The organism is Novosphingobium anseongense (genome assembly GCF_037482895.1).
Classification (GTDB): Bacteria; Pseudomonadota; Alphaproteobacteria; order Sphingomonadales; family Sphingomonadaceae; genus Novosphingobium; species Novosphingobium anseongense.
Map to the genome: position 1 here is coordinate 1,144,200 of NZ_JBBHJZ010000001.1, position 22,563 is coordinate 1,166,762.

Consider the following 22,563-nt stretch of genomic DNA (forward strand, 5'->3'; position numbering starts at 1 on the left):
CGCCCCCTTGCGTCCAACCCTTATCGACGAACCGATCAATAGCCCATCAGGCTCAGCACTTCCTTGCGGCTCGACTGGTCCTCGAGAAACACGCCCATCAGCCGGCTGGTGATCATCGCGACACCGGGCGTGCGCACGCCACGGCCGGTCATGCAGCCGTGTTGCGCCTCGATCACCACGGCGACGCCCTGCGGCTTGAGATGATCCCAGATGCACTGCGCGACCTCGGCGGTCAGACGCTCCTGGATCTGCAGCCGCTGCGCGAAGCCGTGCAGCACGCGCGCGAGCTTGGAAATGCCGACGACATGGCTGCGCGGCAGATAGGCGATCGAGGCCTTGCCCGTGATCGTCGCCATGTGGTGCTCGCAATGCGACTGGAACGGGATGTCCTTGAGCAGCACGATCTCCTCGTAGCCGCCGACCTCGTGGAACACCTTGGCGAGGTGCACACCCGGATCCTCGGCATAGCCCTGGCAATATTCCTTCCAGGCGCGCGCGACACGCGCAGGCGTTTCGATCAAGCCCTCGCGGCTCGGATCGTCGCCCGCCCAGCGAATAAGGGTGCGGATCGCGTCCTGCACGTCATCGGGTACCGGCAGCTTGCTCAGCGGGCCGTCGTCTCCGTCGTGATGGTGATCCTGATGCTTGCTCATCGATCCTCTTTCTAAGTCTTTCCGCACACAGTCTATCGGGGGCGACGCAGGATACCGCCCCGCCTGAACAATCCGCGCTTCTCGCCGATCGGTTCGAACATCTCGTCGGGCCGTTCGGGATCGAGCCAAGCGCTATCTGCTATCGTCTTTTCAGCTTCCGTAAGCGGACGCAAGACAAAGGGTTCCAGCCGTTTACCTTCCCGCGGGAGCGATTCTATCGCCGCAATCATCGATCCGTGCCGCTCGATCGCAGTCGTGAGACCGTCGATCGTCACGCCGCAATGCTCGGCAAGCAGCGAGTAGCGCAGACCCTGGATCGCCGGACCGATATGGCCGTTGCCAGGCCGCGCCGCGTCGATGAACACGTCGCATTCGCTGTCGAGACCCATCGAACGGTTGTTCATGTTGGCCGAGCCGACGCGGACGATCTCGTCGTCGACGATCAGCAACTTGGCGTGAACGTAGATCTGCGTGCCGCCCGAGGTCAGCGGCACGAACACGCGGAAGCGCCGCTTGTGGTCCTTCTCGCCGATCGCGTGGAGCAGGCGAACGCGGGCCGTGTCCATCGCCTGCTGCTCGAGCCAGCCATGCGCGGTCACCGGGTTGATCAGGACGATCTCGGGCGGATCGGGCTCGGCGACGCGATGGGCGATCGCTTCGGCAATCCGGCGCGAAGCGAAATACTGGCTTTCGGCATAGATGAACCGCTTGGCCCGCCCGATCTGCTCGACGAACAGTTCCTCGATCTCACGCACTTCGGGGCAGCCGTTGTAAGCTGCTCGGGTGCGCGCGATGCCGATCTCGACATCGGTGAATTCGGCTGCGAGGCCAGCCGGCCAGGGGCTTTCCGTCTGCGGCTCGCAGGGCGGCATGTCCTCGCCTCCCGCAAAGCTCCAGCGCTCGCGCCCCAAGTCGCCGAGCGCACCGGCGACCTCGCCCTCCAGCATCATCGTGATGTCGTGCCAAGGGCCGTAGAGGCGGCCATTGGGGCGTCGGCGGCGGAAATCCTCGTGCAGGTGTTCGCGCGTGTCCCATCGGTCCGACGTAACGTCTATGCCACCGCAAACCGCGAACCTGTCGTCGATCACCGCGATCTTCTGGTGATGGCTGCAACCGAGGGGATGCGCCGAATCGAGTTTCAGGTCGATCGACCGGTTCATGAAGAAGCGCGCGACGTCGACGATCATCGTGCCGCGCAGCAGGAACTTGAGCGCGCCGAAGTTCCATTCGAGCAACTTGATCTGCAGCTCTGGCCGCCGCTTGGCCAGCCAGACCATGAAGGCGCCGAGCCGAGCCGGAAAGCTTTCGCGCCGCGGAAGATTCCACCAGCGTCGGCCCGGCCCGAGGCGGATGCGCGAATCGAAGTCCCAGCTGATCAGGAAAATGCGCTGCCGCGCCTGAAGCATCGCCTCCTGGATCAGTTCGAAATAAGCGGCCGCATCGATGACCACGTGCGCGCGTGAGGCTTTCGCATAGCGCCAGACCGACGCGCTCGCCGATCCCTCCTCGTCCTTCGTACCGCCCATCGAAAATCCCATTGGCCGACAGGCACAGCCTCACCCGTCCTCTACAGTCAAGATGGAGCACGGCTCGGCACTTGTCATCTGCGACCTCGCGAGGAATTCTCGGGGAAGACGGCCACGAGCCCGCGGGAGAGACGGAATGACCACGCCGACCAGCCAGATCCTCAACGAGCTCGCCGATCGCGAGGCGATCAAGGAATGCCTGTACCGCTATTCGCGCGGGGTGGATCGGCTCGACGCCGACATGCTGCGCAGTGCCTACTGGCCGGACTGCATCGACGAGCACATGGGCTTCGAGGGCAATGCCGAGGAATTCATCGCCTGGGCGTTCCCGGTCATGGGTTCGATGGACCAGGCGCAGCACTTCATCTCGAACGTGCTGATGGCGATCGACGGCGACAAGGCCGACGTTGAGTCCTATTTCTATGGCTTCCACCGCATCAATACGCCGGACGGCCAGAAGAACGACGTGATCGGCGCGGGCCGCTACGTCGACAATTTCGAAAAGCGCGGTGACGAATGGCGGATCATGAAGCGTCTCGTCGTGACCGACTGGTTTCGCCATTATCCGGATTCGGCCGACTGGTCGCAGGGCATGCTGGGCATCATGATCGAGCCCGGCGGCCGCTATCCCGACGATGAGAGCTACAAGCGGCTCAAACTGGCTTGATCGGGCGGGCTAACCGCTCGCGGCAACTACGGACGCGCGGGATGCAAGTTCATGCTCCCGCGCTACCGTGGCGATACAGAACGGCTAAAAGCGCGCGAAGAAAGCCACAGTGCGGAAGTGTTCGAGCAGCACATAACATAGATTAAAGCGCGACTGAAAATTTCCGGCCAAATCCGCACGTTATTCGTGCGAGGGCCTGTGACGACCAATGTAAGATCTTTCCCGCATCGTCACGCAACCTCCCCTAACCGCTTTGTCGCATTCGCCGACCTGACCGAGGCCGAACTGAATGCCCTGGGGCACCTCGGTGCCGATGTGGCCTCCTATTCGCGCGACAAGGTGATCCGCCACGAAGGCGATCAGCCCGACGTGTTCATGCTGCACAGCGGCTGGGTGGCCAGCAGCGGCTCGTTCGACGACGGCAGCCGCCAAGTGGTGAAGGTGCACCTTCCCGGCGACCTGATGGGCGCGCCGAGCATGGGCTATACCGCCGCGGCGGACACGCTGACCGCACTGACCGACGTGACCATCAGCAAGATCGCCCCGGAGGGGATCGCGCGCCTATTCCGCGAATCTCCTCGCCTGGCCATGATCATGTTCCTGCTCGCGCAGGAAGAGCGGATCATTCTGATGGAGCGGCTCATGTCGGTCGGCCGGCGGCGCGGCGCTCAACGCCTGTCAGCCTTTCTGCTGCATATATACGATCGCCTGTGCCTGCTCGATCCCGACTGGCCCTTGTCCTTCGAACTGCCGCTGACGCTCGATCAGATCGCAGACGTCCTTGGCCTCCATGCGGTTCACGTCAGCCGCACCTTCAGCCGGCTCGAGCAACAAGGGCTGATCCATCGCGACCACAAACGGATCGACCTCATCAATCTCGATGAACTGCGCAAGCAGGCCGGTTTCCCGCGACGGACACTGATGCGCAACGCGGCCTGGCTTCCCCCGTCCGCTCCCTAGCCGAAGATCGCCGACGCTCGGCAGGAGCAACGGCGATCTTCCGCGGCGATCGATGCCAGGAGCGACCCGGACGATGCGGCAACCATGCCGATTCTTCCGCTCGCCGCCATAACCTATGCTGTGGCGGCCGCGCGGCGCTAGTCCGCATCGCGGACCAAAACCTTGCGGTGCCCCCATGCCTGCAGACCAAAAGAGAATGCCGCCCTCCGCATGTTGCGAAGGACGGCATGAAACTCTTGGCGCGCCCGGAACGATTCGAACGTCCGACCCTCAGATTCGTAGTCTGATGCTCTATCCAGCTGAGCTACGGGCGCGTTGGGAGGCCCCCACTAGGGGGGACTTCCGGGGTTGGCAAGCGGCTATTTGCGTTTTTTTCCAGAAGCGCCTCCGCAAGCGGATAGTCGAGCGGCGGCATGGGGAGTTCGGCGATTTCCTCACCCCGGAACCAGGCGATCGCCTCGCCGTCCCGACACTCGGGCACGCCGTCCCAAAGGCGGCAAGTGTAAAGCAAGATTACATAGGAGCGGCGTGGCGGTTCCGGGACGTCGATGTCGCTGGCAAAGCTGACGGGTTCGAGACGCGCGGCCTCGAGCCGCAGCCCCAGTTCCTCCTCGATCTCGCGCACGGCGGCGCCCTGCGGGCTTTCTCCGGGCTCGACCTTGCCACCGGGAAATTCCCAGAGCCCGCCGTGCTCGCTTCCGCGCCGCCGCCGCTGGAGCAAAATCCGCCCTTCCCCGTCGACAAGCGCCACTGCGACCACAAGCACAGGTGTCGAAAAATTTTTCAAGAGTCGGTGTCTCCTAAAGGAAATCTTAAGCCTGCCCCGCGACAACGGCAACGATCGGCGAGAAGCCAGGGGTATCGAGACCATGCTGTCATTTCTGAGAACATTGCTCGGGGAAACGCGCGGCGCGACGGCGATCGAATATGGCCTGATCTGTGCGCTGATCGTCCTTGTGATGCTCGGCGCCCTGCAGGGGATGGCCGGTGAGAATGGCGGCGTCTGGGGTGCGGTCAAATCCAAATCCGTCACCGCCATGCAGGCGAGTTAAGTAATTATCAATTGTTTCGAACTAATTCACAAAGCGTCCGGAAGCTTACGCGCACGGATGGGGTAATCGAAGACTGCAAGCCAGGAGACTGTCCATGAAGTTCATCAAGAAGCTGGTCCGCAACGAAAAGGGCGCGACCGCCATCGAGTACGGCCTGATCGCCGCTCTCATCGCCGTTGCCGCGATTTCGGCCATGCAGGGTCTGGGTAGCCAGCTCTCGTCGACGTTCGCGAAGACCTCGGTAAGCATGAAGGTCTAAGCGACCTCGATCCTTACGGAAACGCTGAGGGGCGGCAGGGCAACCTGTCGCCCCTTTACGGTTGCGCGAGTTAGCGATGTTTCATCCGACCGCGCCTCGCGGCTATTCCTCGTGCCGCGCCAGTGGATGGCGCGCGTTCACCAGTTGGACGAGACGTGCACTGTCGACGTGGGTGTATATCTGAGTCGTGCTGATATCGGCATGACCGAGCAGCGTCTGCAGCACTCTGAGATCCGCACCACCTTCGAGCAGATGCGTGGCGAAGGCATGGCGCAACACGTGCGGCGATATCTTCGCGGGATCGATCCCGGCCCGTGCGGCCAGTTCGCGCAGGAGCTGGAAAAGGCGAACCCGGGTCAGGTGCCCTTGCGCCCCGCGCGATGGAAACAGCTGGCGCCCGCCCGCGGGACGTAGCGCCAGCCAGCGCGACAGAGCTGCCCGCGCCCTGCCGCTCACCGGTACCATCCGCTGCTGTCCACCCTTGCCCGTGACCGTCAGGAACGGTGCATCGCGCGGCACCGAGGCCAGCGGCAGGGCGACGAGTTCGCTGGCCCGCAAGCCCGAGCCGTAGAGCAGTTCGAGCAGAACGAGCAGGCGTACCGCTTCGGCGCGATCGCTCGCCGCCTCATCCTCCACGCGGCGAAACAGCGCTTCGATCTCCCCGTGCGACAGCAGGCGCGGTAGCGGCCGCCGCATCGCGGGGCGTGGCAGCACCGGCGAGGGATCCTCGTCGCGCAGGCCTTCGTCGATCAGGAACCCGTAGAACTGGCGCAGCGCCGAGCAACGACGCGCGAGACTCGACGGCGCAAGATCGGCCCAGACCTTGCCCAGTCCCGCCAGCGCCGACGCATCGGCCCGGACGAGATCACCGACAGCCTCTTCCGCCGCATCGAGATCGCGGCGGTAGGCGAGCAGGGTATTGGCGGCGGCACCGCGTTCGGCGGCGAGCATGGCGAGGAATGCGTCGACGGGCCGCGCGGAGCCGCCCCCGGTCACGCCCGGGCGACGGCCTCGGCGGCGATCATGCGCGCCTCGGCGGCGAGGCCGACGCGATTGAGCGCCGAGACGATGTGATAGAGGTGGAGCGGGGTCATTTTCGCCCAGCTGTCCCCCTGCATGCCAACACCGGCGAGCAGGGCCACCAAAGTCGCGTTGTCGACCTCGGCTGCCTGGTCGATCAAGCGGCTCCAACGGGTCTGGCGCGCCAGATCGAATTCCATGCCCTGGGCGAGATTCTTGGCGACCTCCGGGCTGATCCGTCCGAGCCCGGCCAGGCCAGCGACGAGAAAAGCCGACTTGCGCGTGCCCTCACTGTCGTCGCCGTCGCGGAACGTCTCGATCGATCCGGACGACACCGGCTGCGAACGCGCTGGCGCGGCGAGTACGAGCAGCGCCCAGGTCTCGCTGCCGAGTTCCGCCTCGTTCGACCAGCGCAGGGCATTGGCGTCGAGCCCCGCCGCGAGCATCGAAGCGACGAGATCCGAAGCCTTGGCGGCCAGGTCGGGCCCAACGGGCAGGCGCGCGGCAGCGTAGGCGGTCAAAACCTGGCGTGCATAGCGCTGTTCCGCATCGGCCGTGCCGCTCCAGAGCTGCTCCATCGCACCGAGCCGCGCACTCGGTTCCGCCGCGACATAGGCGTCGCGCAGCAACGACGCGCGTTCCGACCATTCGCCGGTGATATCGTCGGCAGCATAGATCTGGCCGTAGAGGTCGATCATCGCCTGGCTAGACAGGATGCCGGCCGCGCCGGCCCGATCGGCCGCGGCCGCACGCGCCGGCAGGCCGACCATCGGCGCGGTCGCAGTGATATAGTCGTAGCGAACGTCCGCCCCGCGCATAAGCGGCGCGGGTGGCGTCAGCCCCACGGCGATCGCCAGGCCGTAACGCCACGGCGTCATGTCCTCGACCTTGTCCCATTCGATCGTCACCGCACGGCGCGCGCGGCCGGCAGCGCCCGCATATTTCTGCGCCAGGAGCACGTCGATGCGCGGCTGCTGACCGCGGTTCAGCGCGCGGTCGAGCTGTGCCAGGCCAGCCGTGCCGTCCCCCTGGAAGACCGTGCAGATCGCCTTGGCCATTTCCCAGTGGGCATCGCCGCCGGTCGTGCCCTGTAGCGCCAGCGCCGGACAGAAGCCGGTGAAATCCGCCGTCGCCACGTAAGCGTCGAAGGCGGCGCGGGTCAGGTCGGGTGTGTAGTTGCCGGTATCGACGTCCTGCACGAGCGCGCGCGCGGCATCGCCCTCGCCCATCCGCACGAGCAACGCGGCGCGCAGTGCAGCGAAGTCGGCGGGATTCATCTGGGTGGGCGCGTCGAGCCGCGAGGCGAGCGCGCGGCGCAGCAGGATATGCCCCCAGCGCGATACGAGCCTGCCCTTGTTGCCAGCGAGCGCGGCGCGAACCAGCGAGGCGTTCTGACCGGCCAGCGAGGTCGGCGAAAGGCCGCCCTCGCGCTGATCGAGCAGACCGACCTGCTCCATCGAACGGCGCGCCGCGGGCGGAATGTCGGACTTGGGGCGAAGGTCGAGCGCCTCTTCGAGCTGCTCGGGGGTCATGCGCTCGAGCTCTTCGAGCGAGGGCAGCTTCGCCGATGCCGCAGCCACGGCGGCCGAGGAGACGCGCGGCGCGGTCTCAACCGGGATCGGTTGCACGACGGCCGTCGCAGTGGAGGACGGACTGGCAGCGGCGCTCGTCGCGCTAGTTGCGCTCGTTGCAGGACGCGGTGCCGGCGTGCGCACCGGCTCGGTACGCGGCGTCTGCGCCTTGGGCGCGGGCTCGTCGAAGCCCGGCGGGAGTAGCGATTCGGGCGCCTTCTGCGCCAGCGCCCAACCCGAGGTCAGCGCCAGGGCGGTTCCGAGCAGGAGATGCAGCGGCTTCACTTGACGATCTCCGGCACGGGAATGGATTGCGAAATCGAATGCACCGGCTCGCGGCCGCCATCGATCCAGGCGTAGGCAAGGACCATAAGCACGATTGCGGCCACGCCGATCAACAGCCTGCCCTTGCCCATCGTCACCGTCACTCGCACACCTTCGCTAGACCGGATCGGCGTCCATCGCATTTGGGGCCGACCTTGCGCTGCCGAGTAGCCTAACTATAGGCGGGCCTGCAATGGACGTTGAAGATTCCCAGCTCTCCACCGGCGAGATCGAGGCCATGGCGCGCCGCATCGATCGCCCGGTCGTGCTCGTCGGCATGATGGGCGTGGGCAAGTCGAGCGTGGGCAAGCGGCTTGCGACACTGTTCCACTGGCCTTTCGTCGACGCCGACGACGAGATCGAACGCGCTGCGCAGATGTCCATTCCCGAAATCTTCGCCACGCACGGCGAAGCCTATTTCCGCGACGGCGAACGCCGTGTCATTGCCCGGCTGATCCAGCAGGAAGGCCCGAACGGCTCGGGAGCGCGACGGGTCATCGCTACCGGCGGCGGCGCCTTCGTCAATCCCGAGACGCGCAGCCTGATCCTCGAACGCGCGATCGCGGTCTGGCTCGACAGCGACATCGACACCCTGATCGAGCGCACCGCGCGCAAGGACAACCGCCCGCTGCTCCAGCAGGGCGATCCGCGCGAGACGCTGACCCGCCTGCGCGACGAACGCCGCGAGGCCTATGCCCAGGCGCCGATCCACGTGGTCAGCGGCAGCGGCCCGCACGGTCGCACCATCGCCAAGGTTTTGCAGGGGATCGGACAATGGCTGTAATCCCGGTAGACATCGCGGGCCGCCCCTACGAAGTTCGCGTCGGCGCCGGCCTCCTGGCCGAACTCGTCGACAATTGCCGCGGCAAGCTGCGCAAGCGGCGCGTGCCGATCGTAACCGACGCCAATGTCCACGCCGCCTGGGGCGCGGTGATCGATGGCGCGCTGACCGACAACGGCCACGAGCCGCACTGGCGCATCCTTCCGGCGGGAGAGGCCACCAAGTCCTGGGAGCACCTGGCCGCGACGGTCGACTGGCTGCTCGAAGGCGAGGTCGAGCGCGGCGACCACGTCCTGGCGCTCGGCGGTGGTGTGATCGGCGATCTCACCGGCTTCGCAGCCTCGATCCTCAAGCGCGGCTGCCAGTTCATCCAATTGCCTACGACCCTGCTGGCCCAGGTCGATTCCTCGGTTGGCGGCAAGACCGCGATCAACACGCCGGCGGGCAAGAACCTCGTGGGCGCATTCCACCAGCCCTCGCTCGTGCTCGCCGACCTCGCCGTGCTCGACACCTTGCCCGAACGCGAACTGCGCGCGGGCTATGCCGAGGTCGTCAAATACGGCCTGATCGCCGATCCCGATTTCTTCGCCTGGTGCGACGGCAACGGCGCGGCGATGCTCGCCGGCGATGCCGCCCTGCGCGAATATGCCGTGGCCTACAGCGTCGGGGCGAAGGCGAAGATCGTCCAGGAAGACGAGTTCGAGACGAAGGGCCTGCGCGCTCTGCTCAACCTCGGCCACACCTTCGGTCACGCCCTGGAGGCGCAGACCCATTTTTCCGACGCGCTACTTCACGGCGAAGCGGTCGCACTCGGCATGGTGCTCGCCGCGCGCTATTCGGCGCGGCGCGGCTTGATGCCCCGCTCGAGCGCCGATCACGTCGCCCGCCATTTCGCCGAAATCGGCATGAAGAGCGAGATCGCCCAACTCCGCCTCGACTGCGACGGCCGCGATCTCGTGACGCACATGCTGCACGACAAGAAGATGGACGCGGGCACCCTACCCTTCCTGCTGATGCGCGGGATCGGCGAGACCTTCCTAGCCAAGGACGTCGCGCTCGACGATGTCGCGGTGTTTCTCGAGGAAGAACTGCGGCGCTGAGCGCTGCTTTCAAACCGTCAAATCTTCATTGGATTACAGCGACTCGCTGGATTCAGGCGCCTGCGCATCTTGCCTCACAACTTTTCGCCCTCTAAGCGCGAATGCGAATCAGTCGCATTATAAGAAATGAGGGCAATCGATGATCAATCTTTCCGCCGCGCCGCGGCGCCGTTCGACCGCGAGCTGGCGCCTTGACCTGTCCCGCGCCGCTTTCGCGGCCGCCCTCCTCGCGACGGGCTCGACCGCCCATGCCGCCGAGGCCGAGACCAGCGACGAGCAGATCGTCGTCACCGGCCTGCGCGCCGCCGAAGTCGCCTCGGGCACGAAAACCTCGACCCCGCTGATCGAAACCGCGCAGACGATCACCGTGATCGACGCCGAAGAGCTCGAGCGTCGCAACGCGATCTCGCTCAACCAGGCGCTCAGCTATGTTGCCGGCGTCGCGGTCAACCAGCGCGGCGGCACCGTCACCCGCTACGACCAGATGGTCCTGCGCGGCTTCGCGCCCGGCATCTTCGTCGATGGCATGCGCTCGATCGCGGGACCTTATTCGACGCCACAGACCGACTTCAACCGCATCGCCCAGATCGACATCATGAAGGGCCCGGCTTCGGTGCTCTACGGCAACGGCACGCCGGGCGGCCTGATCAACATCACCAGCAAGAAGCCCGAGGCCGAGGCTTCGGGCAGCTTCGAAGCGCAGGCAGGCAACTACGACTTCTTCCGCGCCGTCGGCGACGTCAACCAGCCGCTTGATGCCGACGCCAAGTGGCGCGTGCGCCTGGTCGGCGGCTGGCAGAAGGGCGACGGCTTCACCAAGCAGACCTTCAGCGAGCGCTGGCACGTCAGCCCGTCGATCGCCTTCGTGCCCGACGATCAGACCAGCATCACCGTGATCGCCGCTTACCAGCACGCACCCTCGGGGGGCGGCTATTCGGGCGTGCCGGCCTACGGTACGGTCCTGCCCAGCACCGCCGGCAAGATCGCGCTCCACATCAACACGGGCGAACCGGGCTACGAGGTCTACGACCACAAGGCCAAGTCAGTTTCCGCCTTCTTCCGCCACGAGTTCAACGAGCACTTGGCCTGGCGAACGAACTTCCGGTTCCAGAACAACAAGCTCAACTACCGTCAGATCTACGTCGGCGGCTTCCTGACCACGGGCGCCGGGCTCAACATCAACACCGACTACGCGAACATCTTGCGCGGCGGCGGCGGCGCCGACGAGGATTTCGACACGCTGACGATCGACAACAACCTCAATGCCAAGTTCGCCACCTTCGGCGTCGAGCACGACGTCCTGGTCGGGATCGACTACCTGCGTATCACCGGCGAGAACTTCCAGCAGTTCAACACGGGCCAGACGACCAATCCGCTGACCTCGATCCCCAACCTCAACCTCTTCGCGCCGGTCTATGGCCGGTCGATCCCAGCCTACGATCTGACCCAGCTATCGGCCGCCTATGTCAACACGATCAGCAAGCGCGATCAGACGGGCGTCTATATCCAGGATCAGATGAAGCTCGGTCGGCTCAACCTGATCGCCAGCGGCCGCTGGGACTGGTTCGAGCAGCGCACGATCAACAAGAAGACCACGCCGAACACCGTGACGCCGCTGTCGCAGACCGCCTTCACGATGCGCCTCGGCGCGCTTTACGAATTCGCCTTCGGTCTCTCGCCCTATGTCAGCTATTCGGAAAGCTTCGAGCCGCAGGCGGGCACCGACTACCTCGGCAACCTCTTCGTGCCGACCACGGGCAAGATGTGGGAAGCCGGCCTCAAGTTCCAGCCACAGGGCGTGCAGGCGCTATTCACCCTGTCCGTCTACGACCTCAAGCGCCAGAACGTGCCCGTCGGCGATCCGCTGGCCGGCACAGGCGGCCGCCCGACCAACTCGCAGGTGCAGATCGGCGAGACCCGCGTGCGCGGCGTCGAGATCGAGGGCCGCGGCGAGATTACGCCGGGCTTCGACGTGATCTTCGCGGGCTCCTACACCGATGCCGTGATCACCCAGGGCACGCCCGCCGTCGCGCCGGTCACGGCCACGGCGACCCGGCTCGGCAATGCCGGCACGCCCTCAACCACAGGCACGCCAGCGCTCGGCGTGCCGAAGTGGCAGGCCTCGGCTTTCCTGTCCTACGACTTCGGCGCGAACAAGGATCGCCAGGGCGGGCTCGCGGGCCTGAAGCTCGGCGCGGGCGTCCGCTATGTCGACGGGTCCTACGGCTCGACCATCTACAAGGTGATCAACAGCGTGACGACCTTCGAGATGTTCAAGACAAATGCCTTCACCCTGTTCGACGCGATGATCGGCTACGACCTCGGCCGTGCCGCGCCTTCGCTCAATGGGCTGAGCCTGGCAGTCAACGCGCAGAACCTGTTCGACAAGGAGCACATATCGGCCTGTCCGTTCAGCAACTCGTGCTACTTCGGCGCCTCGCGCACCGTGGTTGGCTCGCTGCGCTACAAGTGGTGAGAACGATCGGGGCGGTTGACGGGCCGCCCCGCCTCAGCGGGGATGCAGCCTGGCGAGGGCGATCCCCGCGAGGTTCTGCGATCGCTTGACGTAGCGGATCGGCGGCAGACCCGCCTCCCCTGACAGATCGCGCAAAGTCTGAAGGTGGCCGACCGCGGCGCCGCGGCATTTCACGGCGCCGGTCGCTGGCCCGATGACCGAGGCCGCATCGCCCAGCAGCACGACGTCGCGGGTGCCGAGCGTCTGCACCAGGCATAGCGCCTCGATCAGTGCCAGCCATTCGGCGTCCTGGTTGGTGCCCTCCCCCATATCGGTGCGCAGGTAGACCTGCCCGCCCGCGACGACGGCGATCTCGATCGCACCGGGATTGGGCCGGCAACCGCCATCGAAGAACACTTTCAAGCGCGACGGCATTTTCGGCCCCTTGGTCTGGTCGCCATGACGTGGCAAAGGCCGACCATGTCGCGACTGGTCCTGTTCAACAAGCCTTACGGGGTGCTCTGCCAGTTCAGCGACAGCCGCTCTCCCACGCCGCGACCGACGCTGTCGGACTTCATCGACCTACCCGGCGTCTATCCGGCCGGACGGCTCGATCTCGACAGCGAAGGCTTGTTGCTGCTCACCGACGATGGCCGACTGCAGGCGCGGATCGCCGACCCGAAGTTCAAAACGGCCAAGACATATCTCGTGCAGGTCGAAGGCGATCCTAGCGAACAGGTGCTGGAAGACCTGCGCCGGGGCGTCATGCTCAAGGACGGCCCCACCCGCCCCGCCGAGGTCGAACGGATTGCGGACCCGGACCTCTGGCCGCGCAACCCGCCGGTGCGGTTCCGCAAGACCGTGCCCGACACCTGGATCAGGCTGACGATCCGTGAGGGCCGCAACCGCCAGGTCCGGCGGATGACCGCGGCGATCGGCCATCCCACCTTGCGGCTCGTACGATGGCGCGTCGGCGATTGGTCGCTCGACGATCTGGCCCCCGGGGCTTGGCGCCCGGCCTAGCTGCGATCTGGACCGGACGCCCTGGCCTGTAGCGCCGAGTTCAGTTGATCGGGCGTGAAAGGCTTGGCGACGAAGGTGAGATCCGACTCTTCGGCCTGATCGGCATAGTCGGGCTCGCCCGAGGTGATAACGATCCTCACTTCGGGCCAGCGCTCCTGCACGGTTCTGGCGAGGGCAAAGCCGTCGAGCCCGCCGGGCATCTCGACGTCGGTGAGCATGACCTGGAACTCGGTCGGTCCCTCCAGCTCCATGATCGCGTCTTCGGCGCTGAACGCCCCTACAGTCAGGTAGCCAGCCTCTTCGGCGACATCGCATTCATAGAGCCGAGTCAGCGGCTCGTCGTCGACGACGAGAATCACGGGTTGGGCATTTTCCACGGCATTTGCTCCCAAGCTTGCCTCCGAGACCCGCGTATTCGTGGCCAACGCAGCCGCAGAGCCGAGGGTTCCTCCTGCGAGCGAGTCCCGCCCCTTTCAGCCGCGGCCGGAGCGATTCGCGCGCCGGATCGAGCGATCGGACAAAGTCTGCGGTCGCATCGCACCGCTTGCCCTGTGCGCCGACACTGCTAACAGCACTGTAAGCATTTCACCGGAGAGCGCATGACCGCGGCCGAAGCCACCCCCGAACTCGCCCCAAATCCCCACGATACCGCTTTCCTCGGCCATCCCAAGGGCCTCGGCTATCTGGCCGTCGTCGAGGGCTGCGAGCGGTTCTCGTACTACTCGATGCAGACCTTGCTCGTGCTCTACATGGTCAAGTATCTGCTGCTGCCCGAGCATATCGGGGGGGTGATCGGGCTCGATTGGTTGCGGGCGAACTATTACACCGGGCTAGAAGGACAGCCGCTCGCCTCGGCGCTGTTCGGCGACTACACCGCGCTGGTCTACCTGACCCCGATCCTCGGCGGCGTGATCGCCGACCGCTGGCTCGGCCGCCGCACCACCCTGATCCTCGGCGGTCTGATCATGGCGCTCGGGCATTTCCTCATGGCCTTCGAGGGCTCGTTCCTCTTCGCGCTGCTATCGCTCGTCGTCGGCGTCGGGCTGTTCAAGGGCAACATCGCCAGCCAGGTCGGCGAGCTCTATTCCGAGAGCGACCTGCGACGCGCGATGGCCTTCCAGATCTTCTACATCGCGATCAACGTCAGCGTCATCGCCGCGCCGCTTGTCTCGGGCACCTTGGGCGAGAAGATGGGCTGGCACTGGGGCTTCGGCGCCGCAGGCGTGGTCATGGTGATCGGCCTTCTGATCTACCTCGGCGCCGCGCGCTGGCTGCCCGCCGACAACCGCCCCTCCAAGCAGAACAAGGCCGAGCGCGCGAAGATGCAGGGCAACGACTGGCTGCGTCTGACCGCGGTGATCCTGCTCGTGCCAATCTTGGCGATGTCGCTGCTGACCAACCAGGAAATCTTCAACGCCTATCTCGTCTGGGCTGACGAGCACTTCCAGCTGACCTTCATGGGCCAGACCCTGCCGACGAGTTGGATGATTACGATCGACGCCACCTTCAGCTTCTCGATGCTGGTCGCCGTCGCACTGTTCTGGAAGTGGTGGAGCACCAAGTGGCGGGAGCCCGACGATTTCACCAAGATGATCATCGGCAGCCTGTTTTCGATGGCCGGCGGCGCCTGCCTGTTCATGGCCGCGGCGACACAGGGCGACGGCAAGATCGGGCTGTTCTGGCCGGTGATGTTCCACCTGCTCAACTCGATCGCCTTCTCGCACATTCTGCCCGTCAGCCTGGCGCTGTTCTCGCGCCTCGCGCCCAAGGCGATCAACGCGACCGTGCTCGGCATCTACTATCTGTCCTTCTTCGCGGCGAACAAGGTCGTCGGCACGGTCGGCGGCTGGTACTCGTCGATGCCGACGACGACCTTCTGGTTGCTGCACATCGGCGCCGCGGGCGTGGGCCTCGTCGCCTTCACGCTGTACAAGCTGCTCGTCGCGCCCCGGCTGCTGCGCGAAGCCGCGCCCGAGGACGTCGCGCTCGCCTAAGGCTTGAGGTCGACCACGACGAAGTCGGACAGCAGCGCGTCGATCAGCAGGCTGCGATGGCATTCGCGCGCCTCGCGCTCATAGCAAAGGAGCGCGACGCGTTTCTCGCAGGCAAGCTCCCGCAGTTCGGCCATTGCCGCCATCGCCTGGGGGAGTTCGAGCTGGCCGGCGTAGACCTTGGACAAGGTCGCATGATCACCACGGCGCGCCGCCGCCCGGCCCTCGGCCGGCGTACCCAACTGCTTCATGTGGCGATATGCGATCCCCGTCTCCCCCATGGCCGTGGCGAGCGCGGACTTCGAGAAGCCGGGCCGACGCGACAGCGGTAGGTAGCGGATGTCGGCGAGCACTTCGACGCCGGCCGCGGAAAGCGCTGCGGTCACGTCGTCGATGCGCGCCTGTTCGTAACCGATGGTCCAGATCGTGGGCATGCCAACAAAGTGGGGAGTGGGCTCAGCCGAACAAGGCCACCGACTGTAGGCCCGACAGCATCGGCGCGCCCTCGGCGTTCCAGATTGCCATGCGCTGGCTCGAACAGCCGGCCTCGGCATAGTCGCCAGTCGAGCGCAGCAGCCACCAGCCGTCACGCGTCACCGGCGCCGGGGTCAGCAGATTGACCTGCCACTGCATCGTGCTCACCGGCGTCTTGGGCCCCAGCAGCGACATCACGCCCGGCGGCAGGGCATCGGCGCAGAGCACGAGCTCGACCATCGGATCGAGCCCAACACGGTCGCGCGCGCGCACCCACCAGCACTGCTCGGGACGCTTGTCGTCGCTGCGCGGGACCGCGAAGCGCACGTCGAAATTGTGGCGCAGGAACGACGGCGCCCGGTCGTTCTCGAAGCCCTTGGCCTCATCGAGTGCGATCAGCCCCGCAGGCACCGGGCAGTCGTCGACGTGGACCGCGCTCGCGACCGGCCCCATAAAGACGAAGCTCGCGGTGAAAGCGACTTCGCCGTCCCGCAGGACTTCGGCGGCCATCCAGGTGGCATTGCGACCGCGCCGAATCTGGCGCGCGTGTACGGTCACCTCGCCGAACACCGGCGCGATCATCGAGACCTGGGCCGAGCGCAGCGGGGGCAGGCTTTCGCCCAATTCGATCGCGGTCGCCAGGGCGAGCGCGGTGGAGAAGCCGCCATAGGCGGTGCGCCCCTGATGCCAGTCCTCGGGAACGCGGTAGGTGCGGCGGCCGGGCTCGCCGCCCGCGGCGGCCAGGATTTCGGAGAAGGCTGTCGACATGGCCCCCCCCTTGGCACGACCGAGGGGAAGCGGACAAGCCGGCTAGGGCCGCAGCATCAGGTTGACCGCGAACACATGGTCCATCTGATCGCGGCCGACCGGCGTCTTGACGTACTGGTTGAGATAGCCGGTCTCGACCGTCGACTTGCCCGATAGCGGCAGCTCGACCCCGGCGAAACTGCGCACGCGATCGAAGCCGCCGCGCGCCCCCCAGTCGGTGTCGTTGAGCGCCACGAAGCCCTCCACCCAGCCGAGCAGTGCGACCTTGCTGCCCTTCTTCACGGGCACGGCCGCGCGGATCATCTGGCGCACGCGCCAGCCGGTGTCGTCGCCGGTCGACAGCCAGCGCTGTTCGAGCCGCGTACGCGACGACAGCGCGATGCCCGCCGGCTTTCCGAGCGACCAGTTGACCTGCTGGAACGAGCGATGCTCGCGCGTCTCGCGTCCACCCGCAGGCCGGGTGCGGACATTCGCATAGCCCTGGTAGACGCTGACCTTGTTGGAGAGCTTCACGCCGACCGCCCCGCGCAGCATCATCTGCGACAGCTCGGACGCGTCGTTGCCGAAGCGCGGCTGGAGCTCGAGGAAAAAGACGAGATCGTCCTTGATCGGCCCTTGGGCCACGGTCTGTTGCCAGACCTGGGCGTCGTGCCGGGTTTCTGCGCGCGCGGGCATGGCAGCCAGTGCCGCGGCGGCAAGCGAAAGAATGGCGAGAGAACGCGGGTCAAGCATAGTCACCCTATTCATGTCGCCGCCTTACAATCGCGTTACTCCAGCGTTACGAAATAATCCCAACGCCGCCGATCAGAACAGCCGTGAGCCGTTGGGCACGGCCTGGTCGGGCGCGAACAGCACCACCCTGCCTTCGGTATCGGCGAAGCCCAGGGTCAGCACTTCGGACAGCGCCTTGCCGATCTGCCGCGGCGGGAAGTTCACCACTGCCGCGACCTGCCGGCCGACAAGCGCCTCGGCATCGTAGAGCGCGGCGATCTGCGCACAGCTCTTCTTCACGCCGATCGTTGGCCCGAAGTCGATGCGCAGCTTGAGGCTGGGCTTGCGCGCCTCGGGAAAGGGCTCGGCCGCGACCACCGTGCCCACCCGAATGTCGACCCGCAGGAAGTCTGCGAAATCGATCGTATCTTCGGGGGGCGCGGCTGGGTCGTGGTCGAGATGCACCTTATTCCAGCTCGAGGATGATCGCGTCGACGGCCAGGCTCTCGCCGGCCTTGGCGTTGACCTTCTTGACCGTAGCCGACTTCTCGGCGCGCAGGATGTTCTCCATCTTCATCGCCTCGACCACGGCGAGCGGCTGGCCAGCCTCGACCTTGTCGCCTTCCTGGACGTTCAGCGAGACGAGCAGGCCCGGCATCGGGCAGATGAGGAAGCGCGAGAGATCGGGCGGAATCTTTTCGATCATGTGGCCGGCAAGATGCGCGATCGAAGCCGGCAGGACCTCGACCTTGTGGATCGCGCCACGCGTCGTGACCTTGAGGCCCGTGCGCGTCGGCTCGATCTTGATGCCGATCGGCTCGCCGTCGATCTCGGCCTGGATCAGCTTGTCGCCGGGGGTATATTCCATGACCAGGTCGACGACTTCGCCGTCGACGGTCACTTCCTCGTCGCCCAAGGTGACCGCGAAGGTCCGGGCACCGATCTTGACCGCCCATTCGTGCGGCGGCGGCAGGTGATGCGCGAGCTGGTTGTCGATCTGGCGCGCGCGGTCGGCGCGGGCCGTGGCGACGAAGCCCGCGACCGCGGCGATCTTGGTGCGCAGCTCGTCCGAAGCGGCGGCGCCGTGGAAGCCCTCGGGATATTCCTCGGCGATGAAGCCGGTGGTCAGCTCGCCCGAGCGGAAGCGCGGGTGCTGCATGATCGCCGAGACGAAATCGATGTTGTGGCCCAGGCCTTCGATCTCGAAGGAGTCGAGCGCGGCGACCTGGAGATCGGCCGCTTCGTCGCGCGTCTTGCCCCAGGTGATCAGCTTGGCGATCATCGGATCGTAGAACATCGAGACTTCGCCGCCTTCGTAGACGCCGTCGTCGACGCGGATGCCGTCGACGCCGCGGCGGCCGTTCTCCTGGCCGTCATCGGTCCAGCCTTCGACGGGCGGACGATAGCGGGTCAGGCGCCCGGTCGAGGGCAGGAAGCCGCGATAGGGGTCTTCGGCATAGACGCGGTTCTCGATCGACCAGCCTTCGATCTTCACGTCCTTCTGCTTGAAGGACAGTTCCTCGCCCGCGGCGACGCGGATCATCTGCTCGACGAGGTCGACGCCGGTGATCGCTTCGGTGACGGGGTGTTCGACCTGGAGACGCGTGTTCATCTCGAGGAAATAGAAGCTCTCGCCTGTCGGGTCGGCGCCCGAGACGATCAGCTCGACCGTGCCGGCGCTGTAGTAACCCACGGCCTTCGACAGCGCGACGCACTGCTCGCCCATGGCCTTGCGCATCTTCTCGGTGACGAAGGGCGAAGGCGCCTCTTCGACGACCTTCTGGTGGCGGCGCTGGATCGAGCATTCGCGCTCGTTGAGGTAGAGCACGTTGCCGTGCTTGTCGCCGAGGATCTGGATCTCGATGTGGCGCGGGTTGAGGATGAACTTCTCGATGAAGACGCGGTCGTCGCCGAACGAGTTCAGGCCCTCGCGCTTGGTCGCCTCGAAGCCCTCGCGGACGTCCTTCTCGTCGTAGGCCAGGCGCATGCCCTTGCCGCCGCCGCCGGCCGAGGCCTTCATCATCACCGGATAGCCGATCTCGTTCGAGATGCGGACGGCGTGCTCGGTGTCCTCGATCTCGCCGACGAAGCCCGGGACGACGTTGACGCCGGCGGCCTTGGCGAGCTTCTTGGACTCGATCTTGTCACCCATCGCGGCGATCGCGTTGACCGGCGGGCCGACGAAAGCGATGCCCTCGGCGGCCAGCGCTTCGGCGAAGCTGGTGCGCTCGGATAGGAAGCCATAGCCCGGATGGACCGCGTCGGCGCCGGTCTGCTTGCAGGCGGCGATGATCTTGTCGGCGATCAGGTAGGACTGCGCGGCGGGCGATGGGCCGATGTGCACGGCCTCGTCGGCCATCTGCACGAACGGCGCGCGCGCGTCGGCGTCCGAATAGACGGCCACGGTCGCGATGCCCATGCGGCGCGCGGTCTTGATGACCCGGCAGGCGATCTCGCCGCGGTTGGCGATGAGGATTTTCTTGAACACGTCCTACCCTTCTCTTCTGTGCCTGCCGCGATGCAGCCGGCACGAACTATTCTAAAAATCTTTGACGCTCAAACCGGCTTTCGCGCCAGGTAGACACCCAGCGCCATGACGACGATGCCCAGCAGACGCCGCGGCGTGATCGCCGCCTGCGCCGCGCTGAGCAGGCCGAAGTGATCGACCGTCGCCGCCGCGACGACCTGGCCGAGCAGCACGAAGAACACCGCATTGCCCACGCCAATGCGCGGCCCCGCCCAGGTGATCGAGGCGATGTAGGAGACCACCACCAGCGCGCCGAGATAGAAATACGGCGGAATGCCGCGGAACTTCGCGAGCGCGGGGAAGCCGCCGTTGACCATCATCAGCCCGAACGACAGCACCAAGCCAAAGCAGAACAGCAGGAAGGTCGCCGCATAAGGGCTGTCGATCTGCCGACCGAGCCCGCCGTTCAGCGCAGCCATCAGCGGAATGCTGACGCCCACGACGAACATCATCGCCGCTATCCCCAGAAAGCTGGCGGGGTTGGTCTGCAACTTATTCGGCCGCTTCCAGCTCGCCGCCCAGCGGCGGCATGTTGTGGCCGAGCAGGCGCAGCACGTCGGCCGCGCATTCGACCACGTTGGAGCCGGGGCCGTAGATGCCCTGGACGCCGGCGTTGCGCAGGTAGTCGTAGTCCTGCGGCGGGATGACGCCGCCGGCGATGACCTTGATGTCGCTGCGGCCCTGGGCGCGCAGCAGCTGGATCAGTTCGGGGATCAGCGTCTTGTGGCCGGCCGCGAGGCTCGAGGCGCCGACGACGTCGACCTCGTTGTCGAGCGCCAGGACCACGGTTTCCTCGGGGGTCTGGAACAGCGGACCCGAAACGATGTCGAAGCCCATGTCGCCAAAGGCCGAAGCGATGACGTTGGCGCCGCGGTCGTGGCCGTCCTGGCCCATCTTGGCGACGAGCAGCTTGGGCTTGCGGCCGAGGCGGCGGGTGACGGCCTCGACGCCGTCGAGCACCTGCTGCCAGCGGCTGTCGCCCGCGTAAGGCGCGGCATAGACGCCCTTCACCGGGGTCGGCTGAGTGCCGTAGCGCTTGAAGCTGTCCTCCATCGCCGAGGAGATCTCGCCGAGCGTGGCGCGTTCGCGCGCGCACTCGACCGCGGCGGCGAGCAGGTTATTCTCGATCGACTGTTCGCCCGCAGCGGCCTTGCGCAGCGCGTCGAGCGCGGCCTGGCACTTGGCCTCGTCGCGCTCGGCCTTCATCTTGTTGATGCGGGCGATCTGGCCCTCGCGGACCTTGGCATTGTCGACCTCGAGCGTCTCAAGCAGGTCCTCGGTGGCGAGGCGGTACTTGTTGACGCCGACGATGACGTCATCGCCGCGGTCGACGCGCGCCTGGCGGGCGGCGGCGGCGGTCTCGATCATCGCCTTGGGCCAGCCGGCGGCGACGGCCTTGGCCATGCCGCCCTCAGACTCGACGCGCTCGATGATCTCCCAGGCCTGGTCGACCAGCTGCTGCGTCAGGCTCTCGATGTAGTAGGACCCACCCAGCGGATCGACGACGTTGCACATGCCGGTCTCTTCCTGGATGATGATCTGGGTGTTGCGGGCGATGCGCGCCGAGAAGTCGGTCGGCAGCGCGATCGCCTCGTCGAGCGCATTGGTGTGCAGCGACTGCGTGCCGCCGAGCATCGAGGCCATCGCCTCGATCGTCGTGCGGATCACGTTGTTGTAGGGATCCTGCTCCTGCAGCGACACGCCCGAGGTCTGGCAGTGGGTGCGCAGCATCTTCGAGCGCTCGTCCTTGGCGCCGAGGTTCGTCATCACGCGGTGCCACAGCACGCGCGCGGCGCGCAGCTTGGCCACTTCCATGAAGAAGTTCATGCCGATGGCGAAGAAGAACGACAGGCGGCCGGCGAACTTGTCGATGTCGAGGCCCGAGGCGACGCCGTATTTCACGTACTCGGCGCCATCGGCGATCGTGAAGGCCAGTTCCTGGACCTGCGTCGCGCCGGCTTCCTGCATGTGGTAGCCGGAGATCGAGATCGAGTTGAACTTGGGCATCTCGCGGCTGGTGTAGCCAAAGATGTCCGAGATGATCCGCATGCTCGGCTCGGGCGGGTAGATGTAGGTGTTGCGGACCATGAACTCCTTGAGGATGTCGTTCTGGATGGTCCCGTCGAGCAGCTTGCGCTCGACGCCCTGCTCTTCACCCGCGACGATGAAGAAGGCGAGGATCGGGATCACCGCGCCATTCATCGTCATCGAGACCGACATCTGATCGAGCGGGATGCCGTCGAACAGGATCTTCATGTCCTCGACCGAGTCGATCGCCACGCCAGCCTTGCCGACGTCGCCGACGACGCGCGGGTGATCCGAGTCATAGCCGCGGTGCGTCGCGAGGTCGAAGGCGACCGACAGGCCCTTCTGACCCGCCGCCAAGTTGCGGCGATAGAACGCGTTCGATTCCTCGGCGGTCGAGAAGCCCGCGTACTGGCGGATCGTCCAGGGACGGCCCGCATACATCGAGGCGCGCACGCCGCGCGTGAACGGCGCAAAGCCCGGCAGGCCCGGATCGACCGTGACGTCCTCGGCCGTGTAGAGCGGCTTGACCGCGATGCCTTCGGGCGTGTTCCAGGTCAGGTCCTTGCCCTTGACCTCTTTCGCCTTCGCGGCTTCCCAGGCTTCGATCGTCGGTTTGTCGGTCATCGCTCTAACTCTCGCGTTGTCGTCATTCTGATCGGGCTATCGCCCCAAG

General features: G+C 65.9%; 24 protein-coding genes and 1 tRNA gene. 9 read left to right on the top strand and 16 right to left on the bottom strand.

Going from position 1 to position 22,563, the window contains the following annotated elements; translation table 11 throughout:
- Nucleotides 1–35: 35 nt before the first annotated feature.
- Together folE and WG901_RS05510 are read right to left on the bottom strand one after the other, a co-directional pair.
- Nucleotides 36–653 carry a GTP cyclohydrolase I FolE gene (gene folE, locus WG901_RS05505; RefSeq protein WP_339585999.1) on the bottom strand — a complete coding sequence of 206 codons (618 nt, stop codon included), beginning with the start codon at nucleotides 651–653 and terminating at the stop codon, nucleotides 36–38.
- Between the two features lie 32 nt (nucleotides 654–685).
- Nucleotides 686–2,179: a phospholipase D-like domain-containing protein gene (locus WG901_RS05510; protein WP_339586000.1), complete on the bottom strand. Its 1,494-nt coding sequence runs from the start codon at nucleotides 2,177–2,179 to the stop codon at nucleotides 686–688.
- Nucleotides 2,180–2,315: 136 nt separating this feature from the next.
- On the opposite strand from WG901_RS05510, the gene WG901_RS05515 reads away from it, so the two are divergent.
- Together WG901_RS05515 and WG901_RS05520 are read left to right on the top strand one after the other, a co-directional pair.
- Nucleotides 2,316–2,846: a nuclear transport factor 2 family protein gene (locus WG901_RS05515; protein ID WP_339586001.1), complete on the top strand. Its 531-nt coding sequence runs from the start codon at nucleotides 2,316–2,318 to the stop codon at nucleotides 2,844–2,846.
- 315 nt (nucleotides 2,847–3,161) lie between these two features.
- A complete protein-coding gene (locus WG901_RS05520; protein WP_339586651.1) occupies nucleotides 3,162–3,806 on the top strand; it encodes a Crp/Fnr family transcriptional regulator in 645 nt (214 codons plus the stop codon).
- A gap of 237 nt (nucleotides 3,807–4,043) precedes the next feature.
- On the opposite strand, the gene WG901_RS05525 is transcribed toward WG901_RS05520, so the two are convergent.
- Together WG901_RS05525 and WG901_RS05530 are read right to left on the bottom strand one after the other, a co-directional pair.
- Nucleotides 4,044–4,120, bottom strand: a tRNA-Arg gene (locus tag WG901_RS05525).
- Nucleotides 4,111–4,593, bottom strand: a complete 483-nt coding sequence (locus tag WG901_RS05530) for a (deoxy)nucleoside triphosphate pyrophosphohydrolase (protein WP_339586002.1) — start codon at nucleotides 4,591–4,593, stop codon at nucleotides 4,111–4,113. The genes WG901_RS05525 and WG901_RS05530 overlap by 10 nt, the downstream gene beginning before the upstream one ends.
- Before the next feature lie 82 nt (nucleotides 4,594–4,675).
- Between WG901_RS05530 and WG901_RS05535 the strand changes: the two genes are divergently transcribed.
- Nucleotides 4,676–4,858 (top strand): Flp family type IVb pilin, encoded by a 183-nt coding sequence (locus tag WG901_RS05535; RefSeq protein WP_339586003.1) that lies wholly within the window; start codon nucleotides 4,676–4,678, stop codon nucleotides 4,856–4,858.
- Nucleotides 4,859–4,952: 94 nt separating this feature from the next.
- A complete protein-coding gene (locus WG901_RS05540; protein WP_339586004.1) occupies nucleotides 4,953–5,117 on the top strand; it encodes a Flp family type IVb pilin in 165 nt (54 codons plus the stop codon).
- Between the two features lie 102 nt (nucleotides 5,118–5,219).
- Here WG901_RS05540 and WG901_RS05545 read toward each other — a convergent pair whose 3' ends face one another.
- From WG901_RS05545 to WG901_RS05555, 3 genes are read right to left on the bottom strand one after another with little or no spacing between them, the layout of a single operon-like run.
- Nucleotides 5,220–6,113 (bottom strand): tyrosine recombinase, encoded by an 894-nt coding sequence (locus WG901_RS05545; protein ID WP_339586005.1) that lies wholly within the window; start codon nucleotides 6,111–6,113, stop codon nucleotides 5,220–5,222.
- Entirely contained in the window at nucleotides 6,110–7,993 is a 1,884-nt protein-coding gene (locus tag WG901_RS05550; RefSeq protein WP_339586006.1) for a hypothetical protein, read from the bottom strand. Before WG901_RS05550 ends, WG901_RS05545 begins: the two co-directional genes overlap by 4 nt.
- On the bottom strand, nucleotides 7,990–8,136 hold the full coding sequence (locus WG901_RS05555) for a hypothetical protein (RefSeq protein WP_339586007.1): 147 nt from the start codon (nucleotides 8,134–8,136) through the stop codon (nucleotides 7,990–7,992). The genes WG901_RS05550 and WG901_RS05555 overlap by 4 nt, the downstream gene beginning before the upstream one ends.
- 89 nt (nucleotides 8,137–8,225) lie before the next feature.
- Between WG901_RS05555 and WG901_RS05560 the strand changes: the two genes are divergently transcribed.
- The 3 genes from WG901_RS05560 to WG901_RS05570 all read left to right on the top strand — a co-directional run bounded on the left by WG901_RS05560 (nucleotide 8,226) and on the right by WG901_RS05570 (nucleotide 12,389).
- A complete protein-coding gene (locus WG901_RS05560; RefSeq protein WP_339586008.1) occupies nucleotides 8,226–8,816 on the top strand; it encodes a shikimate kinase in 591 nt (196 codons plus the stop codon).
- Nucleotides 8,807–9,913, top strand: coding sequence for a 3-dehydroquinate synthase (gene aroB / locus WG901_RS05565; RefSeq protein ID WP_339586009.1), 1,107 nt, complete (start codon nucleotides 8,807–8,809; stop codon nucleotides 9,911–9,913). Before WG901_RS05560 ends, aroB begins: the two co-directional genes overlap by 10 nt.
- Before the next feature lie 139 nt (nucleotides 9,914–10,052).
- On the top strand, nucleotides 10,053–12,389 hold the full coding sequence (locus tag WG901_RS05570; protein ID WP_339586010.1) for a TonB-dependent siderophore receptor: 2,337 nt from the start codon (nucleotides 10,053–10,055) through the stop codon (nucleotides 12,387–12,389).
- Nucleotides 12,390–12,422: 33 nt separating this feature from the next.
- On the opposite strand, the gene WG901_RS05575 is transcribed toward WG901_RS05570, so the two are convergent.
- The gene (locus WG901_RS05575) at nucleotides 12,423–12,803 is read right to left on the bottom strand and encodes a ribonuclease HI (protein ID WP_339586011.1); all 381 of its coding nucleotides are present in this window, start codon (nucleotides 12,801–12,803) and stop codon (nucleotides 12,423–12,425) included.
- 45 nt (nucleotides 12,804–12,848) lie between these two features.
- Here WG901_RS05575 and WG901_RS05580 point away from each other — a divergent pair, with 45 nt between their 5' ends.
- Nucleotides 12,849–13,391, top strand: coding sequence for a pseudouridine synthase (locus WG901_RS05580; RefSeq protein WP_339586012.1), 543 nt, complete (start codon nucleotides 12,849–12,851; stop codon nucleotides 13,389–13,391).
- Here the strand turns inward: WG901_RS05580 and WG901_RS05585 are convergent.
- Nucleotides 13,388–13,768: a response regulator gene (locus tag WG901_RS05585; protein WP_339586013.1), complete on the bottom strand. Its 381-nt coding sequence runs from the start codon at nucleotides 13,766–13,768 to the stop codon at nucleotides 13,388–13,390. The two genes, WG901_RS05580 and WG901_RS05585, sit on opposite strands and share 4 nt — an antisense overlap.
- A 222-nt stretch (nucleotides 13,769–13,990) precedes the next feature.
- On the opposite strand from WG901_RS05585, the gene WG901_RS05590 reads away from it, so the two are divergent.
- Complete coding sequence (locus WG901_RS05590; protein ID WP_339586014.1) at nucleotides 13,991–15,385, top strand: peptide MFS transporter; 1,395 nt, start codon at nucleotides 13,991–13,993, stop codon at nucleotides 15,383–15,385.
- Here WG901_RS05590 and WG901_RS05595 read toward each other — a convergent pair.
- From WG901_RS05595 to scpA, 7 genes are all read right to left on the bottom strand, one after another.
- Complete coding sequence (locus WG901_RS05595) at nucleotides 15,382–15,816, bottom strand: DUF488 domain-containing protein (RefSeq protein ID WP_339586015.1); 435 nt, start codon at nucleotides 15,814–15,816, stop codon at nucleotides 15,382–15,384. The genes WG901_RS05590 and WG901_RS05595 overlap by 4 nt on opposite strands.
- A 22-nt stretch (nucleotides 15,817–15,838) precedes the next feature.
- The gene (locus WG901_RS05600; protein ID WP_339586016.1) at nucleotides 15,839–16,624 is read right to left on the bottom strand and encodes an acyl-CoA thioesterase; all 786 of its coding nucleotides are present in this window, start codon (nucleotides 16,622–16,624) and stop codon (nucleotides 15,839–15,841) included.
- 42 nt (nucleotides 16,625–16,666) lie between these two features.
- Nucleotides 16,667–17,371: a DUF2490 domain-containing protein gene (locus tag WG901_RS05605; protein ID WP_339586017.1), complete on the bottom strand. Its 705-nt coding sequence runs from the start codon at nucleotides 17,369–17,371 to the stop codon at nucleotides 16,667–16,669.
- 57 nt (nucleotides 17,372–17,428) lie between these two features.
- Nucleotides 17,429–17,800, bottom strand: coding sequence for a tRNA-binding protein (locus WG901_RS05610; RefSeq protein ID WP_339586018.1), 372 nt, complete (start codon nucleotides 17,798–17,800; stop codon nucleotides 17,429–17,431).
- 1 nt (nucleotide 17,801) lies between these two features.
- Nucleotides 17,802–19,823: an acetyl-CoA carboxylase biotin carboxylase subunit gene (locus WG901_RS05615; RefSeq protein WP_339586019.1), complete on the bottom strand. Its 2,022-nt coding sequence runs from the start codon at nucleotides 19,821–19,823 to the stop codon at nucleotides 17,802–17,804.
- 68 nt (nucleotides 19,824–19,891) lie between these two features.
- The gene (locus WG901_RS05620) at nucleotides 19,892–20,353 is read right to left on the bottom strand and encodes a DMT family transporter (protein ID WP_339586020.1); all 462 of its coding nucleotides are present in this window, start codon (nucleotides 20,351–20,353) and stop codon (nucleotides 19,892–19,894) included.
- Between the two features lies 1 nt (nucleotide 20,354).
- Nucleotides 20,355–22,514, bottom strand: a complete 2,160-nt coding sequence (gene scpA, locus WG901_RS05625) for a methylmalonyl-CoA mutase (RefSeq protein ID WP_339586021.1) — start codon at nucleotides 22,512–22,514, stop codon at nucleotides 20,355–20,357.
- Nucleotides 22,515–22,563: the final 49 nt, after the last annotated feature.

What these genes read in the sequence shown, in the direction of transcription:
- folE (WP_339585999.1), bottom strand. Translation starts at nt 653, where the DNA reads ATGAGCAAGCATCAGGATCACCATCACGACGGAGACGACGGCCCGCTG.
- WG901_RS05510 (WP_339586000.1), bottom strand. Translation starts at nt 2,179, where the DNA reads ATGGGCGGTACGAAGGACGAGGAGGGATCGGCGAGCGCGTCGGTCTGG.
- WG901_RS05515 (WP_339586001.1), top strand. Translation starts at nt 2,316, where the DNA reads ATGACCACGCCGACCAGCCAGATCCTCAACGAGCTCGCCGATCGCGAG.
- WG901_RS05535 (WP_339586003.1), top strand. Translation starts at nt 4,676, where the DNA reads ATGCTGTCATTTCTGAGAACATTGCTCGGGGAAACGCGCGGCGCGACG.
- WG901_RS05540 (WP_339586004.1), top strand. Translation starts at nt 4,953, where the DNA reads ATGAAGTTCATCAAGAAGCTGGTCCGCAACGAAAAGGGCGCGACCGCC.
- WG901_RS05560 (WP_339586008.1), top strand. Translation starts at nt 8,226, where the DNA reads ATGGACGTTGAAGATTCCCAGCTCTCCACCGGCGAGATCGAGGCCATG.
- aroB (WP_339586009.1), top strand. Translation starts at nt 8,807, where the DNA reads ATGGCTGTAATCCCGGTAGACATCGCGGGCCGCCCCTACGAAGTTCGC.
- WG901_RS05570 (WP_339586010.1), top strand. Translation starts at nt 10,053, where the DNA reads ATGATCAATCTTTCCGCCGCGCCGCGGCGCCGTTCGACCGCGAGCTGG.
- WG901_RS05575 (WP_339586011.1), bottom strand. Translation starts at nt 12,803, where the DNA reads ATGCCGTCGCGCTTGAAAGTGTTCTTCGATGGCGGTTGCCGGCCCAAT.
- WG901_RS05580 (WP_339586012.1), top strand. Translation starts at nt 12,849, where the DNA reads ATGTCGCGACTGGTCCTGTTCAACAAGCCTTACGGGGTGCTCTGCCAG.
- WG901_RS05590 (WP_339586014.1), top strand. Translation starts at nt 13,991, where the DNA reads ATGACCGCGGCCGAAGCCACCCCCGAACTCGCCCCAAATCCCCACGAT.
- WG901_RS05595 (WP_339586015.1), bottom strand. Translation starts at nt 15,816, where the DNA reads ATGCCCACGATCTGGACCATCGGTTACGAACAGGCGCGCATCGACGAC.
- WG901_RS05600 (WP_339586016.1), bottom strand. Translation starts at nt 16,624, where the DNA reads ATGTCGACAGCCTTCTCCGAAATCCTGGCCGCCGCGGGCGGCGAGCCC.
- WG901_RS05605 (WP_339586017.1), bottom strand. Translation starts at nt 17,371, where the DNA reads ATGAATAGGGTGACTATGCTTGACCCGCGTTCTCTCGCCATTCTTTCG.
- scpA (WP_339586021.1), bottom strand. Translation starts at nt 22,514, where the DNA reads ATGACCGACAAACCGACGATCGAAGCCTGGGAAGCCGCGAAGGCGAAA.